The following is a 14,566-nucleotide window of genomic DNA, read 5'->3' on the forward strand; positions in this document are numbered from 1 at the left end:
GCCGGAATCCCCGGTGTCGCGACCGGCGGGCCCGCGCCGGACCTCCGCCTGGCGGGGCTGGCGGTCGCGGCCTGGCTCACCGCGTTGGCGGGGTTGCATCTCGATGCCCGGCGGACGCTGCTGCTGGCCGCAGGCGCGGCCGGTGTCGCCGGGGTGGCGGCGCTGCACCTGTTCGGCTTCGTCGGGCGACCCGGCCCGACCGTGCGCCGCCACGGCTGGGTCGCGGTGGCGATCCTGATCGGCGTGGTCTGTGGCGGGGCGGCCACCTCGGCGCGGCTGACCGTACGGGACGCGGGCCCACTGCGCGTCCTGGTGGACGAACGGGCCCGGGTCACCGCCGAACTTGTCGTCCGGGACGACCCCCGGCCGGTACGCGGCGGCATCGTGGGCCGTCCACCGACCCTGCTGGTGCCGGCGAGGCTGGTGACGCTGACCGGGCCGCAGGGCCAACGGATCAGCCTCCCGGCGCGGGTGCTGGTGCTCGCCGACGACCCGGCGTGGCGGGGACTGCTGCCCGGGCAACGGCTCACTGCGGACGGGCGCCTGGCCGAGCCACGCGGCGGCGACCTCACCGGGGCGGTCCTGATGGCCGTCGGCGCACCCATTCGGCTTGGTTCTCCCTCGGCGTTGCAGCGCGCGGCCGGTCGGCTGCGCGCCGGCCTCCAGCAGGCGTGCGCGCCCCTGCCAGACGATCCCGGTGGCCTGCTGCCCGGCCTGGTCGTCGGGGACACCAGCCGGCTGCCTGACCCGGTGGAGGAGGATTTCCAGGCCACCGGAATGACTCACCTGAATGCCGTTTCTGGGTCGAATGTGGCAATTGTGATGGGTGCGGTGCTGTTGCTGGCCCGCTGGGCCCGTGCCGGTCCCGCGCTGGCGGTGTGCTTCTGCGGCCTGGCCCTGGTGGGCTTCGTCATCCTGGTCCGACCGTCCCCGAGCGTGGTACGCGCGGCCACCATGGGCGCGATCGGGCTCGCCGCGCTGGCCGCCGGCCGGCCCCGGGCGGCAGTGCCCGCGCTCGCCGCCGCCGTGGCGGCGCTGGTGCTTGTCGATCCGGGCCTGGCCGGCGACCCCGGCTTCGCGCTTTCCGTGCTGGCCACCGGCGGGTTACTGCTGCTCGCACCGAGTTGGCGGGACGGCCTGCGTCGGCGGGGCGTACCGACAGGCGCGGCCGAGGCGCTGGCGGTGCCGGCCGCCGCACAACTCGCCTGTTCGCCGGTGATCGCCGGACTGACGGGCACGGTCAGCCTGGTCGCGGTGCCGGCGAACCTGCTCGCGGTGCCGGCGATAGCTCCGGCGACGGTGCTCGGCGTGGCGGCCGCGGTCGTCTCGCCGATCTGGCCGGCCGGCGCCGAGACCGTTGCCTGGCTGGCGCACTGGCCGGCGTGGTGGCTGGTGCTGGTCGCCCGGTACGGCGCCCGGCTGCCGGCGGGCAACCTGCCCTGGCCCGGCGGGATCTCCGGAGCGCTGCTGCTGACGGCGCTGACGGTGGCGTTGCTGCTCGCCGCCCGCCGCCCGCTGGTACGTCGACTGGTGGCGGTCTGCGCCGTCGCGGTCGTGCTGGGCGCCCTGCCGGTGCGGGTGATCGCGCCGGGATGGCCGCCGGACGGTTGGGTCGTCACCGCCTGTGCGGTAGGTCAGGGCGACACGATGCTGCTGCCGGTGCGGGCGGGCCGGGCGGTGGTGGTGGACGCCGGTCCGGATCCGGCGGCAGCGGACGCCTGCCTGCGCCGGCTCGGCGTACGTCGGGTGTCGCTGCTGGTGGTCAGCCACTTCCACGTGGACCACACGGGCGGGGTGGCCGGAATCTTCCGGGGAAGACCTGTGGACACGGTGCTGGTTCCGCAGTGGCCGGAACCAGTGGCCGGCCGGGATCTGGTGCGCGGCACCGCCGCGGCGTACGGCACGCCGGTGGTCGCCGCAGCGGCGGGTTGGCGCTATCGGGCCGGCGCGGTCGATCTGACCGTGCTCGGCCCGCCGTACCCGATGCGCGGCACCCGCTCGGATCCGAACAACAACTCGCTGGTGCTGCTCGCCATGGTCGACCGGGTGCGGATTCTGTTGACCGGCGACGCCGAGGTGGAGGAGCAGCGGGCGCTGCTGGAGCGGCTGCCACCGGACGGGCTGCGGGCGGACGTGCTGAAGGTCGCCCACCACGGCAGCGCGTACCAGGATCCGGCCTTTCTGGACGCGGTGCGGCCGGCGGTGGCACTGGTGCCGGTCGGCGCGGAGAACAGCTACGGCCATCCCAACGAGGCGGTGCTGGCCCGGCTGGCCCGGGGTGGCGCGCGGGTGCTGCGTACCGACGTCGGGGGTGACGTGGCAGTGGTGCGGTCGCCCCGAGGGCTGGCGGTGGTGAGCGCTGGCGTCGACCGGGTCCGTCCATCGTGATGAATCGACGGCGATTTACCGCGAAAAGCGGAAGATAAGTCTTATGTCTGGATTTGCGTTGAGTGCGGGGTCTGCCGGCAGAGTAATGACGAGCAGGCTGGACCGACCGGCCGCGCGTGCGAATATGGGCGGCGTGACCGCCGCCAGTGCCGCTCCTATTGTGCTCGTCCTCGGCGACGAGGAGCTGCTCGCCACGCGCGCGGTGTCCGAAACCGTTGCCGCCGCCCGCGCCGCTGACCCCGCCGTTGACGTGCGCGAATACCAGGCCAGCCAGCTCACCGTCGGCGAGATCGACGAGATGCTCAGCCCGTCGCTGTTCGGCGGACGTCGCGTGCTGGTGCTCCGGTCCGGTCAGGACGCCCGCAAAGATCTGGTCGCCGCCCTGTTGGCGTACGCGAAGAACCCCGACCCGGAGGTGCAGCTCGTGGTGGCGCACCTCGGGGGCGCCAAGGGCAAGGCGTTCGCGGACGGCCTGAAGTCGGCCGGTGCCCGGGTCGTGACCGCCGCGAAGCTCAAGGGGCACCGCGACCGGGTGTCCTTCGTCCGCGACGAGATCCGCCGGGCCGGCGGACGGTGCACGGACGCCGCCGCCGAGGCGCTGATCGCCGCGGTCGGCAACGACCTACGCGAACTCGCGGCAGCCTGCTCCCAACTGATCGCCGACACCGACGGCCGGATCGGCGCCGACACGGTGGCGCGCTACTACCGGGGCCGGGTGGAGGTCAGCGGGTTCACGGTGGCTGACGCCACGATGGTCGGTGACCTCCCGGGCGCCTTGGAGGCGTTGCGCTGGGCCTTGCACGTGGGGGTGGATCCGGTGCCGATCGCCGACGCCCTCGCCGACGGCATCCGTACGGTCGCCCGGGTCGCCTCGGCCGGCCGGGGCAGCCCGTACCAACTCGCCAGCAGCCTCGGCATGCCGCCGTGGAAGGTCGAACGGGCCCAACGGCAGGCCCGGGGCTGGACCCCCGACGGGCTGGTCCTGGCGATGCGGGCGGCGGCCGAGTGCAACGCGGCGGTCAAGGGCGGCTCCGACGACCGGGCGTACGCGCTGGAGAAGGCGGTCTTCTCGGTGGCGGCCGCCCGGCAGGGTGGCGCCAGGTGAGCGGAGCCCTCCGTGGCTCGTGGGCCACGATCCCGGCCGACGAGGAGCGGTACCGGCCGTTCTACGCGCGGGTGCTCGGCCTGCGGTTCGTCAATCCGGGTGGGGTGCTTTGCTTCATCTTCTTCGAGGGGGCGATCGCGCTGGCGGCGCTGCTCGCGCTCGCCGAGCTGGTGACCTGGTGGGCGGTGCTCGTGCTGCCCGCCACGGTGGCCGTGATGGTCAAGCTCAACGACCTGGTGGCCGCCACTGTGGTGCGCTCCGCCGCGGCCGTACCCGAGCAGGAACGTGACCGGTTCCGTCAGCAGATGGAGCCGGTGGTCGGGCGGGCCCGGGTCGACTGGCTGCGGCATAGCGTGCCCGGCGTCGTGGTGCGATCCGAACCGGTGGAGATGGAGCGTCCCGGCGTGGTGCGGTCCGAGCCGGCGGAGGAGCGCCCTGGCGCGACGCGGCCGGCACCGCCTGCCGCCGGTGCCGGACCCGACCGGTTCCCGGGCGGCGCGGCCCGGGGGACAGCGGCGGCGGGGCGCGGCGGGGCGGCCGCGGAGCGGAGTGATGTCGGGTCTCGGCCGGAAACCGCCGAACCCGGGTCCTGATCAGGGCGCGCGGCCGGACCGGAAGCGGACCGATGCCGGGGCGGATGGACGTGCGGAAGCCCCGAGGCACCGCCTCGGGGCTTCCGTCAGGTCTGGGCGCTGGCTCAGGAGGCGAGCGACGCGACGCGCTTGGCGATCGCGGACTTGCGGTTCGCGGCCTGGTTGCCGTGGATGACGCCCTTGCTGACCGCCTTGTCCAACTTGCGCGAGGCATCCTGCATGAGGGCGGCGGCCTTCTCGACGTCACCGGCCTCAGCGGCCTCGTGGAACTTGCGGATGGCGGTCTTCAGCGACGACTTGACCGACTTGTTACGCAGCCGGCGCTTCTCGTTCTGCCGGTTGCGCTTGATCTGGGACTTGATGTTCGCCACGCGACAGCCTCGTCTTGATAGCTCGGGTTGGTCAGCTTGTGCGCGCGACGAGCATGCGTCATCGCTGCGCGAAGAGCCAGGTTACCAGGTCCGGTTCGGGCGGGCCAAAACGGCACCCGCACAGGTCGTCGCACCACCCGCACCCAGGCCGGTTGCCGCCGGGACACCCGCACCCAGGCCGGTCGCCGGGACACCAGCGCGTCGTCAACCGGCGGGGGCGGTGCCTCAGGCCCAGGCGCGGCGGTGCGAGAGCCAGGCGAGAGCCTGCTCGCCTGTCCACCGTTGGTGCGCCGGCAGGTGGGTCGACGCGGTCGGTGGCGCCGACGTCGAGGCGGTGAGGTGGTAGCCGGCCAGGGCGGCCAGCGTGACGTCCAGCGCGTCGTCGGGCGCGCCGGCCGCGGCCGGGTGGGCGGCGAAGCGGGAATCGACGTCCAGCCCGCCGGCGTACCCGGTGATCAGCAGGGTGACCAGGTCGAACCAGGCCGGCCCCTGGCACAGCCACGACCAGTCGCAGAACCAGGCCGCGCCGGCGGTGTCGATCAGCACGTTGTCGACCCGCAGGTCGCCGTGGGTCAGCCCGGTCGAAGCGGCGGCGTACCCGGGCAGGCGCGACTCCAGCGCGACCAGTTCGGCCAGCCGTCCCCGCGCCGGGGCGGGCAACGGCGGCACCGGTTCCCGGCCGGCGGCGACCTCGCCCCACCAGAGGATGTCGTCGCGGGCCAGGTCGCTGAGACGGGGCAGGCCGAGGGCGGTCAACTCGGCCGGTGGATCGGCGAGCGCCTCGGCGACGTCGGCGAAGGCGGTGAGGGTGGCGCTGAGTTCGACCTGCGCCCAGGGCAGCCGGGGGGTGTGACCGTCGATGGCGTCGAGGCACAGCACGTACCAGCCCGCCTCCCACAGCGACCAGTGCGGGCGGGGCACCGGCAACCCGGCCGGCAGCCGGTTGAGGATCGCGGCCTCCCGGGCGTACCAGTCGACCAGGTGTGGCTGCTCGGCGTGGGGCGCGGCCTTGACGAACGCGCGGTGCCCGTCGGCGGTGTGCAGCAGCGCGGCGAAACCCCGGGTGAAGCCGGCGCTGGCGGTCGTGGCCTGGACCACCGGGGCGCCCAGCCGGGCGGCCACTGCGGTCCGCAGCCGCGCCGGCAGGACCGACCACTCGGGCCGCTGCGCGGTCGCGTGGTACTCGGGCGGAGAGGCGGAACTCACCCGACCATGCTGCCCGGTGGCCGGTCGGGCGGCGACCTCCGGCGCGGATCCGGGCACCCGGAGCGGCGTCTGCCAGACTGCCGGACCATGAGGACCGACGACTTCTGGCAGTTGATCGACCGCGCCCGCACCGGCGGGGGAGAGCCGGACGCCATCGCCGCCCGAGCCGTCGCGCTGCTCGCCGCCCGCGACCCCGAGGAGATCGTCGGGTACGCCCACCACCAGCAACGGGTCCTCGGCGCGTCCTACCGGGTCGACCTGTGGGGTGCCGCGTACCTGATCAACGGTGGCGCCTCGGACGACGGGTTCGAGTACTTCCGGGGTTGGCTGATGACCCAGGGACGGGAGGTGTTCGCCCGGGCGGTCGCTGATCCGGACTCGCTGGCCGAGCTGCCGCAGATCCGGTCCGCCTCGCTCAGCGGCGAGGAGTTCGAGTGCGCGGACATGCTCGCGGTGCCGTGGGACGCGTACCGCAGGGCCACCGCGACCGACCTGCCGGGGGAGCGCGCGGCGGCGCCGCAGCCCGACCTGAACGACTTCTGGGACTTCGACGACGAGGAGGAGGCCCGCCGTCGACTGCCCCGGCTCGCCGCCCTCTTCGTCGAGCCGCCGCAGGAGTGACGGACGCCCGGCCGATGCCCGCCGGGGACATGGGAGCATAGAGGGGGCCGGCGCGTGCCGGCCCGCTCACGTCAGCCGACCAGAACGGACCGCTGTGCCACCGACGCTCGATCCCGGCGCGAACGCTCCTGGTGCCACCGACCCGGGGCGGATCAGGAACTTCTGCATCATCGCCCACATCGACCACGGAAAGTCGACCCTGGCCGACCGGATGTTGCAGCTCACCGGCGTGGTCGACCCGCGGCAGATGCGCGCGCAGTACCTCGACCGGATGGACATCGAGCGCGAGCGTGGCATCACCATCAAGAGCCAGGCGGTCCGGATGCCGTGGACCATCGCCGAGGGCGAGCGGGCTGGCGAGCAGGCCGTGCTCAACATGATCGACACGCCTGGCCACGTCGACTTCACCTACGAGGTGTCCCGGTCGCTGGCCGCCTGCGAGGGCGCGATCCTGCTGGTCGACGCGGCCCAGGGCATCGAGGCGCAGACGCTGGCCAACCTCTACCTCGCGCTCGAGAACGACCTGCACATCATCCCGGTGCTCAACAAGATCGACCTACCGGCGGCCCAGCCGGAGAAGTACGCCGAGGAACTGGCCCACCTGATCGGGGGCGACCCGGCGGACTGCATCAGGGTCTCCGGCAAGACCGGTGAGGGTGTCCCGTACCTGCTCGATGAGATCGTCCGGCAGTTCACCCCGCCGGTCGGCGACGCCGATGCCCCGGCGCGCGCCATGATCTTCGACTCGGTGTATGACGTCTACCGGGGCGTGGTCACCTACGTGCGGGTGGTCGACGGGCGGATCAGCGCCCGGGACCGGATCAAGATGATGTCCACCGGCGCCACCCACGAGCTGCTGGAGATCGGGGTCATCTCGCCGGAGATGGTCAAGGCCGACGCGCTCGGCGTCGGTGAGGTCGGCTATCTGATCACCGGTGTGAAGGACGTCCGGCAGTCCCGGGTCGGTGACACGGTCACCATCAACGGGCGGCCAGCGGCCGAGGCGCTCGGCGGTTACAAGGACCCGAAGCCGATGGTCTACTCCGGCCTGTATCCGATCGACGGGTCGGACTACCCCGCGTTGCGGGACGCGCTGGACAAGCTCAAGCTCAACGACGCCGCGTTGACCTACGAGCCGGAGACCTCCGGTGCGCTCGGCTTCGGGTTCCGCTGTGGGTTCCTCGGCCTGCTCCACCTGGAGATCATCCGGGAGCGACTGGAGCGGGAGTTCAACCTCGACCTCATCTCGACCGCGCCGAACGTGGTCTACCGGGCCATCCAGGAGGATGGCGAGGAGGTCGTGGTCACCAACCCCAGCGAGTACCCGACCGGCAAGATCGCCGAGGTGTACGAGCCGACGGTGCGGGCCACGGTACTCACCCCCAACGACTACGTCGGTGCGGTGATGGAGCTGTGTCAGGGCCGGCGCGGCAGCCTGCTGGGCATGGACTACCTCTCCGCCGACCGGGTGGAGCTGCGCTACACGCTGCCCCTCGCTGAGATCATCTTCGACTTCTTCGATCAGTTGAAGAGCCGTACGAAGGGCTACGCGTCGTTGGACTACGAGCCCTCCGGCGAGCAGGCGTCCGACCTGGTCAAGGTCGACATCCTGCTGCACGGCGAGCCGGTGGACGCGTTCAGTGCGATCGTGCACAAGGAGAAGGCGTACGCCTACGGCACCACCATCGCGGCGAAGCTGCGCAACCTCATCCCGCGTCAGCAGTTCGAGGTGCCGATCCAGGCAGCCATCGGCAGCCGGGTGATCGCCCGGGAGACGATCCGCGCCATCCGTAAGGACGTGCTCGCCAAGTGCTACGGCGGTGACATCAGCCGTAAGCGCAAGCTGCTGGAGAAGCAGAAGGAGGGCAAGAAGCGGATGAAGATGGTGGGCCGGGTGGAAGTCCCGCAGGAGGCGTTCATCGCCGCGCTCTCCTCCGACTCCGACGGCAAGGCGAGCGGAAAGAAGTAAGCGCATCCATCCCGACGGGCGCTCGGCCACCCGGCCGGGCGCCCGTCTGCGTGGCGCGGTCTTTCGGGGTGGTCGCGACCTCTCGGCCAGAAAAGCCGGTTTGGGATCTTCGCTCGTCGGGCATTAGGCGGTCACGACAGGAACACCACAAACGTTGAACGTCTTTCGTGAAGGAGAGCGACCATGGAGCTCACCGTCTGGGGCATCATCACCGCCCTGATCGTTGGTCTGATCGTCGGTGCGCTTGGCCGACTGGTGGTGCCGGGCCGTCAGAACATGCCGATCTGGCTGCACATGCTCATCGGTGTCGGTGCGGCGCTGCTCGGCACCGTGATCGCCCGTGCGTCCGGCTTCGCCGAGACCGCCGGTATCGACTGGCGGGAGCTGATGCTCCAGGTGCTGCTGGCCGCCGTCGCGGTGGCGCTGGTCGCCGGCGTGGGCCGCAACCGCCGGGGTGTCACCCACCGGTAACAGCTGAACCGTCGAAAGGCGCCCGACCGTCGAGGTCGGGCGCCTTTCGCATGCGTACGACAAACGTGGTGCCCGTGGCGCGACCACCTGACCAGCGGCCGACGGCTGATGGGGTGCCGAAACCGCTCCCTTAGGATGTGATCATGACGGGCAGGGTGGCATCGGTGAACGTCGGCATCGTGACCGAGGCGGCGTGGGCCGGTGACGCGAGCGGGCGCAGCGGCATCGACAAGCGGCCGGTCGAGGCTCCGGTGTTCTTCCGCACCGACGGGTTGGTCGGCGACTTCATCGGCGAACGGTCCCACCACGGTGGTCCGGACCAGGCCGTCTACGCGTACGCGGGGGAGGACGCGGCCTGGTGGGAGGCGGACCTCGGGCGCGCCATCCGTCCGGGGGGCTTCGGCGAGAACCTCACCACGCACGCGGTCGACGTCACCGGCGCCGTGATCGGCGAGCAGTGGGCCGTCGGCGAGGTGTTGCTCCAGGTGACCAAGCCGCGTACGCCGTGCACCACCTTTGCCGGATTCTGGGGCGTACCGGATCTGATCAAGCGGTTCACCGCCCGTGCGACGCCCGGCGCCTACCTGCGGGTGGTGCGGGAGGGCGCGGTGGGCGTCGGCGACCCGATCGAGATCGTGCACCGGCCGGCCCACGGGGTGACCCTCGGCGAGGTGTTCCGGGCGCTCACCCTGGAGCCGGCGCTGCTGCCCCGGTTGCTGGCGGCCGACGACCTGCCCGAGCCGGTTCGCGAGAAGGCGCGTCGCCGGCTGGGCGAGTCGGCCGGCTGACGGACCGGCACGTCGTCCCGAGCTGACGCGAACAGGCCCCGTGGGCCACGTCCAGGCGTGGCCACGGGGCCTGTCGTCACGGTCCGGTCAGCGGAGCCAGGGGATGCTGCGGTTCAGCAGACCGCGCTGCTTGAGCTCCTTGCGCAGCGGGATCTCGTCGTCGATGTAGCCGTCCCAGTTGATGCCCCAGTAGTTCGCCGTGTGGGTGCCCTCCCCGAGCAGCTGGCGCTGCACCGGCGTGCGGTTGCGGTACCACTCGCCGTCCTTGTCGGGGTGCAGCTCGTCGAGCGGGCGGATCCACCGGTAGGTGTAACCGACGAACAGCATCTTGCGGGTGATGTTCGACAGGTTTGTCGACCGGGAGTGCCACTGGCGGCGGTCGAAGATGAAGGCGTCACCCGGGTTGGCGGTGATCTCGACGGTGCCCTCGGGGTCCGGGTTGTGCACGCTCAGATCCGACGGGCGCGGCAGCGAGTTCCACAGGTGGCTGCCAGGGATCACCTTCGTCGCGCCGCGTCCCTTCTCCGACAGGTCGGAGAGCACGTAGGCGACCTTCAGCGAGAACATCGGCCGGGGCAGATTCGGGTCCATCGTCTCCGGGTCGGAGTTCTGCCGGTACCCGTCCTGGTGCCAACCCCAGTACGGCTTCTCGGGCTCCAACGCCGGCGGCGTGACGTCGAGGTGGTTGTGGTGGGTGTAGATGTTCCAGCCCGCCAGGCCCCACATGTAGGGGAACGCGATCGGGTGGGTGAGCAGCTCGCCGAAGAGCTCGTCACGCTCAAGGAAGCCCAGCAGGTGCAGGGTGCCGTCCTTGGTGGTGTTGCCCTTGGCCTTCTCCTCCTCGTACACCCGGTCGACCGCGGCCTCGAGAGCGGCCCGGTGATCCTCGGTCAGGACGTTGCGCAGCAGGAGAAAGCCCTGCTCGTGGAACTCCTTGCGGTCGACGTCACTGATCGGTTCGTAGCCGGTCCGGTCGCCGTAGTCGAACGCCACGTAGTACCCCTCCCCAAGAGGTGAAACCATTTCTGGCACAGGCCGCCGATCGTAACGCGCGTCCAGGCGGCTCGGGGGGCACCCCGCGACCTTTACACAGGTACGGCGACTGAAGGCGGTTGGACGACTACCGCACGTCACTCAACGTGGCGAGACGTGGCATTAAGTAGCAAAATGCCGGATTTTGCGGTGACTGCGGGTAAGAGCGGTCGGCCTAAAGAGATCGAGGTCGGTCAGACGTCGGCGTGGACCTCGGCGAGGACCTCCGTGTCACCCCGGTCGCTGTCCGGCAGGCGCTTCCAGTCGCCGCGCTTGGCGGTCCACTCCCGGCCGTCGTAGGTCACCCGCTTCACCCCGTGCTCCTTCGCGTGGGAGACCAGCCAGTGCGTGTAGCGCCAGCCGGCCCGCACACCCTCGGCGGAGGGCGATTCGTTGATCCCCACCTTCAGCAGGGTCGGGTTGCCGGAGCTGTCGACGGCAGAGGTGAAGTAACTCCTGCCCACCTGCCGGTCGTCGTCGCCGGTGAAGGCCCGCAGGCCCCAGTCGAGCGCCAGCCCCTCGGTCAGCGCGGCGATGGCGGCGGCGCCGCGCATCACCGGATCACCGCCCACCGCGCAGGTGACCGCCGTGCTGGCGTGACCGAGCAGCGCCCGGGTGAGCACCTGCGACTCGTCGGCCCACTTCTCGTACGCCTCGGGGAAGGCCGAGCGCTGCACCTTCTGCGCGGCGTCGGTGACCCGCATGTCCTCCCAGCCGCGCACCTTCTTCAACGCCGCGTAGAACTTCCCCGCCGCGTACCGCGGATCCCGGATCTGTTTCGGCGTGCCCCAACCCTGGCTCGGTCGCTGCTGGAACAGCCCCACGGAGTCGCGGTCACCACCGGTCAGGTTGCGCAACCCGGACTCCTGGTACGCGGTGGCCAGCGCCACCACCACCGCCCGTTCCGGCATCTCGCGTTGCACGCCGATCGCCGCGATGGTCGCCGCGTTCGCCATCTGCTGCGAGTCGAGCGTCACCTCGCCGTCGGCCTGGACCGTGCAGGCCCGACCGGCCAGCGGCAGCCGTAGCCCCTCACCGGCCTGCCTCAGCACCACGATCATCCCGATCGCGGCGATCAGGACCAGGACCACGAAGCCCGTCGCGACAGCCCGAGTTCGCACCCGCACCTCCTGTGTCAAGGTCCGCCAAGCGTACGTCCCTCATCGACCCGTTCGGGTCGTCCGACCGGTTCCCACCTCCCGTGGCACCTGCGCGCGACGCGAGGTTCCCCGTCCCGGCCGTACCTCACCCACCGAGTTCCGCCACCCAGCGCGGCGGCCGCTTCTCCCGGAACGCGGTGACCCCCTCGACGCCGTCCGCCGACAGGAAGTACCCGGTGGACACCTCGGCCAGCTCGGTCAGGTCGGCGCGCAGGTCGACGGCGGCCGGGCGGCGCAGCAGTCGCTTCGCGCCGGCCAACGCCGACGGGGCCCCGCGTACCAGCGAGTCGCAGTACCGCCGCACCGCGGCATCCAGCTCCGCGGCCGGCACCGCGGCGGTGACCAGGCCGATCTCGGCGGCCCGCCGGCCGTCGAAGGTGTCGCCGGTCAGGTACAGCTCGGCTGCCGCCCGGGTGGTCAGGCGGGGCAGCACCGTCGCGGAGATCACCGCGGGGATCACCCCGATCCGCACCTCGGTGAAGGCGAACGTGGCCTCGGCCGCGCAGACCGCCAGGTCGGCTGCCGCGATCAGGCCCAGTCCGCCGGCCCGGGCGGGGCCGGCGACTCTCGCCAGCACCGGCTTCGGGCACTCCCAGACCGCCGCGAGCACGTCACCCAGCATCCCGGCGGGCACCGTGCCGCTGGCGTACGCCGCCGCGGTCTCCTTCAGGTCGGCGCCGGAGCAGAAGACCGGCCCGGTGTGGTCGAGCACGATCACCCGGACCGCGTCGTCGGCGACCGCGGCGGCCAGCCCGGCCAGCAGTTCGGTCATCAGCGGCGTGGAGAGCGCGTTGCGGTTGTGCGGACTGTCCAGGGTGAGCGTGGTCACCCCGTGGGCCGTGGCGACCCGCACGAACGCGTCGGGAGAGGTCATGCCAGGGCACACTAGTGGCCATGCCCGGCGTCCTTCCAGCAGGCGAGCCCGTCCCCGCCGACGGGTCGCTGCCCGCGTCCGCCCGTGCGTCCGTAGCCGTCCGGGGTTTCGGGGTCTACGTGCATGTGCCCTTCTGCGCGAGCCGCTGCGGCTACTGCGACTTCAACACGTACACCGCCGACGAGTTGGGCGGCGGCGCGAGCCGGGAGGGCTACGCCGACGCCGTGCTGGCGGAACTGGCGCTCGCCGCCCGGGTGCTGGACGACATCCCACCGGCCCGGGTGGAGACGGTCTTCGTCGGCGGCGGCACCCCCACCCTGCTGCCCGCCGACGACCTGGCCCGCATCCTCGACGCGATCGACCGGACCTGGGGGCTGGCCACCGACGTGGAGGTGACCACCGAGGCCAACCCCGAGTCGGTGACGCCCGCCTCGCTGAAGGAGCTGCGCGCGGCCGGGTACACCCGGATCTCGCTGGGCATGCAGTCGGCCGCGCCCGGGGTGCTCGCCGTGCTCGACCGCCGGCACCACGCCGGCCGGGCCACCGCCGCCGCGCTGGAGGCCCGTGACGCCGGCTTCGACCACGTCAATCTCGACCTGATCTACGGGACGCCGGGGGAGCGGGCCGAGGACTTCGCCGCCTCGCTGGACCAGGTGGTCGCCGCAGGCGTGGACCATGTCAGCGCGTACGCCCTGATCGTCGAGGACGGCACCCGGCTGGCCGCCCGGATGCGCCGTGGCGAGCTGCCGTACCCGGACGAGGACGTCGCCGCGGACCGCTACCTGGCCGCCGAGTCCACCCTCGGCGCGGCCGGTTTTTCCTGGTACGAGGTCTCCAACTGGGCCCGCACGCCAGCCGCGCGCTGCCGGCACAACCTGCTCTACTGGACCGGCGGGAACTGGTGGGGCCTCGGGCCGGGGGCGCACAGCCACGTCGGCGGGGTGCGCTGGTGGAACGTCAAGCATCCCGCCGCGTACGCGCAACGCCTCGCCGCCGGGGCGTCACCCGGGCAGGCCCGGGAGGTGCTCACCGGCGACGAGGCGCACATGGAGGACGTCATGCTCCGGTTGCGGCTGGCCTCCGGCCTGCCGCTGGACGTGCTGACCGACGCCGGGCGGGCGGGTGCGGCGCGGGCGTTGGCCGAGGGCCTGCTCGCCGAGCCCGCCCACGCCGCCGGCCGCGCCGTGCTCACCCTGCGCGGCCGGTTGCTCGCCGACGCCGTGGTCCGCGACCTGCTGCCCTGACCCCCGTCATCCGGTCGGCCCGCGCGGTCAGCGCTTCACGAACGAGTAGCTCATCGGGTACTGGTAGAGCACCCCGTCGTTGGCCTTGACCCCGCCGATGATGCCGAAGATCACCGGCACGATCCCGGCGATGATCGGCGCGAAGAACAGGATGCCGCAGGTGATCATGGTGAGCACCCAGCTCAGCACACCGACGATGGCCCAGGTGAGCTGAAAGTTCAGCGCGGCCACCGAGTGGGCCCGGGCGATCGGGGACTGCTGCCCGCGGGTCATCATCGCGATCAGCGGCGCCACCCAGCCGAAGAGCCCGCCACCGACGACCACGCCGAGCGGGCCGCCGAAGTGGGCGATCAGGGACCAGGTCTTGTCCTCGTTGTTGGCGTAGCCACCGCCGGGAGCGCCGTAACCGCCGGTCGGGTAGCCGACACCGGGGGCTCCGGGTGGGGGAGGGTAACCGCCGGGCGGCGGGTAGCCCCCGGGCGGCGGGTAGCCGGCCGGCGGCGGCTGGTCGCCGGTGGGAGGTGGATAGCCGCCGGGCGGGGGATAACCGCCCTGGCCTGGCGAACCGGACAGTGGTGTCGTGGGTTCGTCGCCGGAGTCCGGGGGACGAGGTGGTTCAGTCATGGAGGTCACGGTAGGTGCCAGCGGCAACGGCGCACCAGAGCGACACCGGCGAGTGTCAACCCGCCGATCGGTTCGATGACGAGCGGGCCGACTTGATCATCGCGTCGAGGGGGACGCCGA

General features: G+C 72.1%; 14 protein-coding genes. 8 read left to right on the plus strand and 6 right to left on the minus strand.

From position 1 onward, the window contains the following. Window positions 1–6: 6 nt before the first annotated feature. The 3 genes from Vse01_RS23045 to Vse01_RS29475 all read left to right on the plus strand — a co-directional run bounded on the left by Vse01_RS23045 (window position 7) and on the right by Vse01_RS29475 (window position 4,086). On the plus strand, window positions 7–2,388 hold the full coding sequence (locus Vse01_RS23045) for a ComEC/Rec2 family competence protein (RefSeq protein ID WP_232511341.1): 2,382 nt from the start codon (window positions 7–9) through the stop codon (window positions 2,386–2,388). A 124-nt stretch (window positions 2,389–2,512) separates the two neighbouring features. Next, a complete protein-coding gene (gene holA, locus Vse01_RS23050) occupies window positions 2,513–3,493 on the plus strand; it encodes a DNA polymerase III subunit delta (protein ID WP_093407540.1) in 981 nt (326 codons plus the stop codon). After that, on the plus strand, window positions 3,490–4,086 hold the full coding sequence (locus tag Vse01_RS29475; RefSeq protein ID WP_232511334.1) for a hypothetical protein: 597 nt from the start codon (window positions 3,490–3,492) through the stop codon (window positions 4,084–4,086). Before holA ends, Vse01_RS29475 begins: the two co-directional genes overlap by 4 nt. A 104-nt stretch (window positions 4,087–4,190) precedes the next feature. On the opposite strand, the gene rpsT is transcribed toward Vse01_RS29475, so the two are convergent. Both rpsT and Vse01_RS23065 read right to left on the minus strand, forming a co-directional pair. Further along, on the minus strand, window positions 4,191–4,457 hold the full coding sequence (gene rpsT / locus Vse01_RS23060) for a 30S ribosomal protein S20 (RefSeq protein ID WP_093407538.1): 267 nt from the start codon (window positions 4,455–4,457) through the stop codon (window positions 4,191–4,193). A 225-nt stretch (window positions 4,458–4,682) separates the two neighbouring features. Continuing rightward, window positions 4,683–5,663, minus strand: a complete 981-nt coding sequence (locus Vse01_RS23065; protein WP_093407686.1) for a phosphotransferase family protein — start codon at window positions 5,661–5,663, stop codon at window positions 4,683–4,685. Between the two features lie 87 nt (window positions 5,664–5,750). On the opposite strand from Vse01_RS23065, the gene Vse01_RS23070 reads away from it, so the two are divergent. From Vse01_RS23070 to Vse01_RS23085, 4 genes are all read left to right on the plus strand, one after another. Beyond that, window positions 5,751–6,284 (plus strand): DUF4240 domain-containing protein, encoded by a 534-nt coding sequence (locus Vse01_RS23070; RefSeq protein WP_093407536.1) that lies wholly within the window; start codon window positions 5,751–5,753, stop codon window positions 6,282–6,284. Between the two features lie 94 nt (window positions 6,285–6,378). Then, window positions 6,379–8,253: a translation elongation factor 4 gene (gene lepA, locus Vse01_RS23075; protein ID WP_093407534.1), complete on the plus strand. Its 1,875-nt coding sequence runs from the start codon at window positions 6,379–6,381 to the stop codon at window positions 8,251–8,253. A gap of 183 nt (window positions 8,254–8,436) precedes the next feature. Further along, complete coding sequence (locus Vse01_RS23080) at window positions 8,437–8,724, plus strand: GlsB/YeaQ/YmgE family stress response membrane protein (RefSeq protein ID WP_093407532.1); 288 nt, start codon at window positions 8,437–8,439, stop codon at window positions 8,722–8,724. Window positions 8,725–8,867: 143 nt separating this feature from the next. Beyond that, a complete protein-coding gene (locus tag Vse01_RS23085) occupies window positions 8,868–9,512 on the plus strand; it encodes an MOSC domain-containing protein (RefSeq protein WP_093407683.1) in 645 nt (214 codons plus the stop codon). 87 nt (window positions 9,513–9,599) lie between these two features. Here the strand turns inward: Vse01_RS23085 and Vse01_RS23090 are convergent, their stop codons facing one another. From Vse01_RS23090 to Vse01_RS23100, 3 genes are all read right to left on the minus strand, one after another. Beyond that, the gene (locus Vse01_RS23090; protein ID WP_232511333.1) at window positions 9,600–10,505 is read right to left on the minus strand and encodes a phytanoyl-CoA dioxygenase family protein; all 906 of its coding nucleotides are present in this window, start codon (window positions 10,503–10,505) and stop codon (window positions 9,600–9,602) included. A 233-nt stretch (window positions 10,506–10,738) separates the two neighbouring features. After that, a complete protein-coding gene (locus tag Vse01_RS23095) occupies window positions 10,739–11,671 on the minus strand; it encodes a hypothetical protein (protein WP_093407681.1) in 933 nt (310 codons plus the stop codon). A gap of 118 nt (window positions 11,672–11,789) precedes the next feature. Continuing rightward, on the minus strand, window positions 11,790–12,578 hold the full coding sequence (locus Vse01_RS23100; RefSeq protein ID WP_093407525.1) for an enoyl-CoA hydratase-related protein: 789 nt from the start codon (window positions 12,576–12,578) through the stop codon (window positions 11,790–11,792). Window positions 12,579–12,598: 20 nt separating this feature from the next. Here Vse01_RS23100 and hemW point away from each other — a divergent pair, with 20 nt between their 5' ends. Further along, window positions 12,599–13,822 (plus strand): radical SAM family heme chaperone HemW, encoded by a 1,224-nt coding sequence (gene hemW, locus Vse01_RS23105; protein WP_093407678.1) that lies wholly within the window; start codon window positions 12,599–12,601, stop codon window positions 13,820–13,822. Between the two features lie 27 nt (window positions 13,823–13,849). On the opposite strand, the gene Vse01_RS23110 is transcribed toward hemW, so the two are convergent. Beyond that, window positions 13,850–14,446, minus strand: coding sequence for a DUF4870 domain-containing protein (locus Vse01_RS23110; RefSeq protein WP_093407523.1), 597 nt, complete (start codon window positions 14,444–14,446; stop codon window positions 13,850–13,852). Between the last annotated feature and the right edge of the window lie 120 nt (window positions 14,447–14,566).

It is taken from the genome of Micromonospora sediminimaris, assembly GCF_016863575.1.
GTDB classification, from domain to species: domain Bacteria; phylum Actinomycetota; class Actinomycetes; order Mycobacteriales; family Micromonosporaceae; genus Micromonospora; species Micromonospora sediminimaris.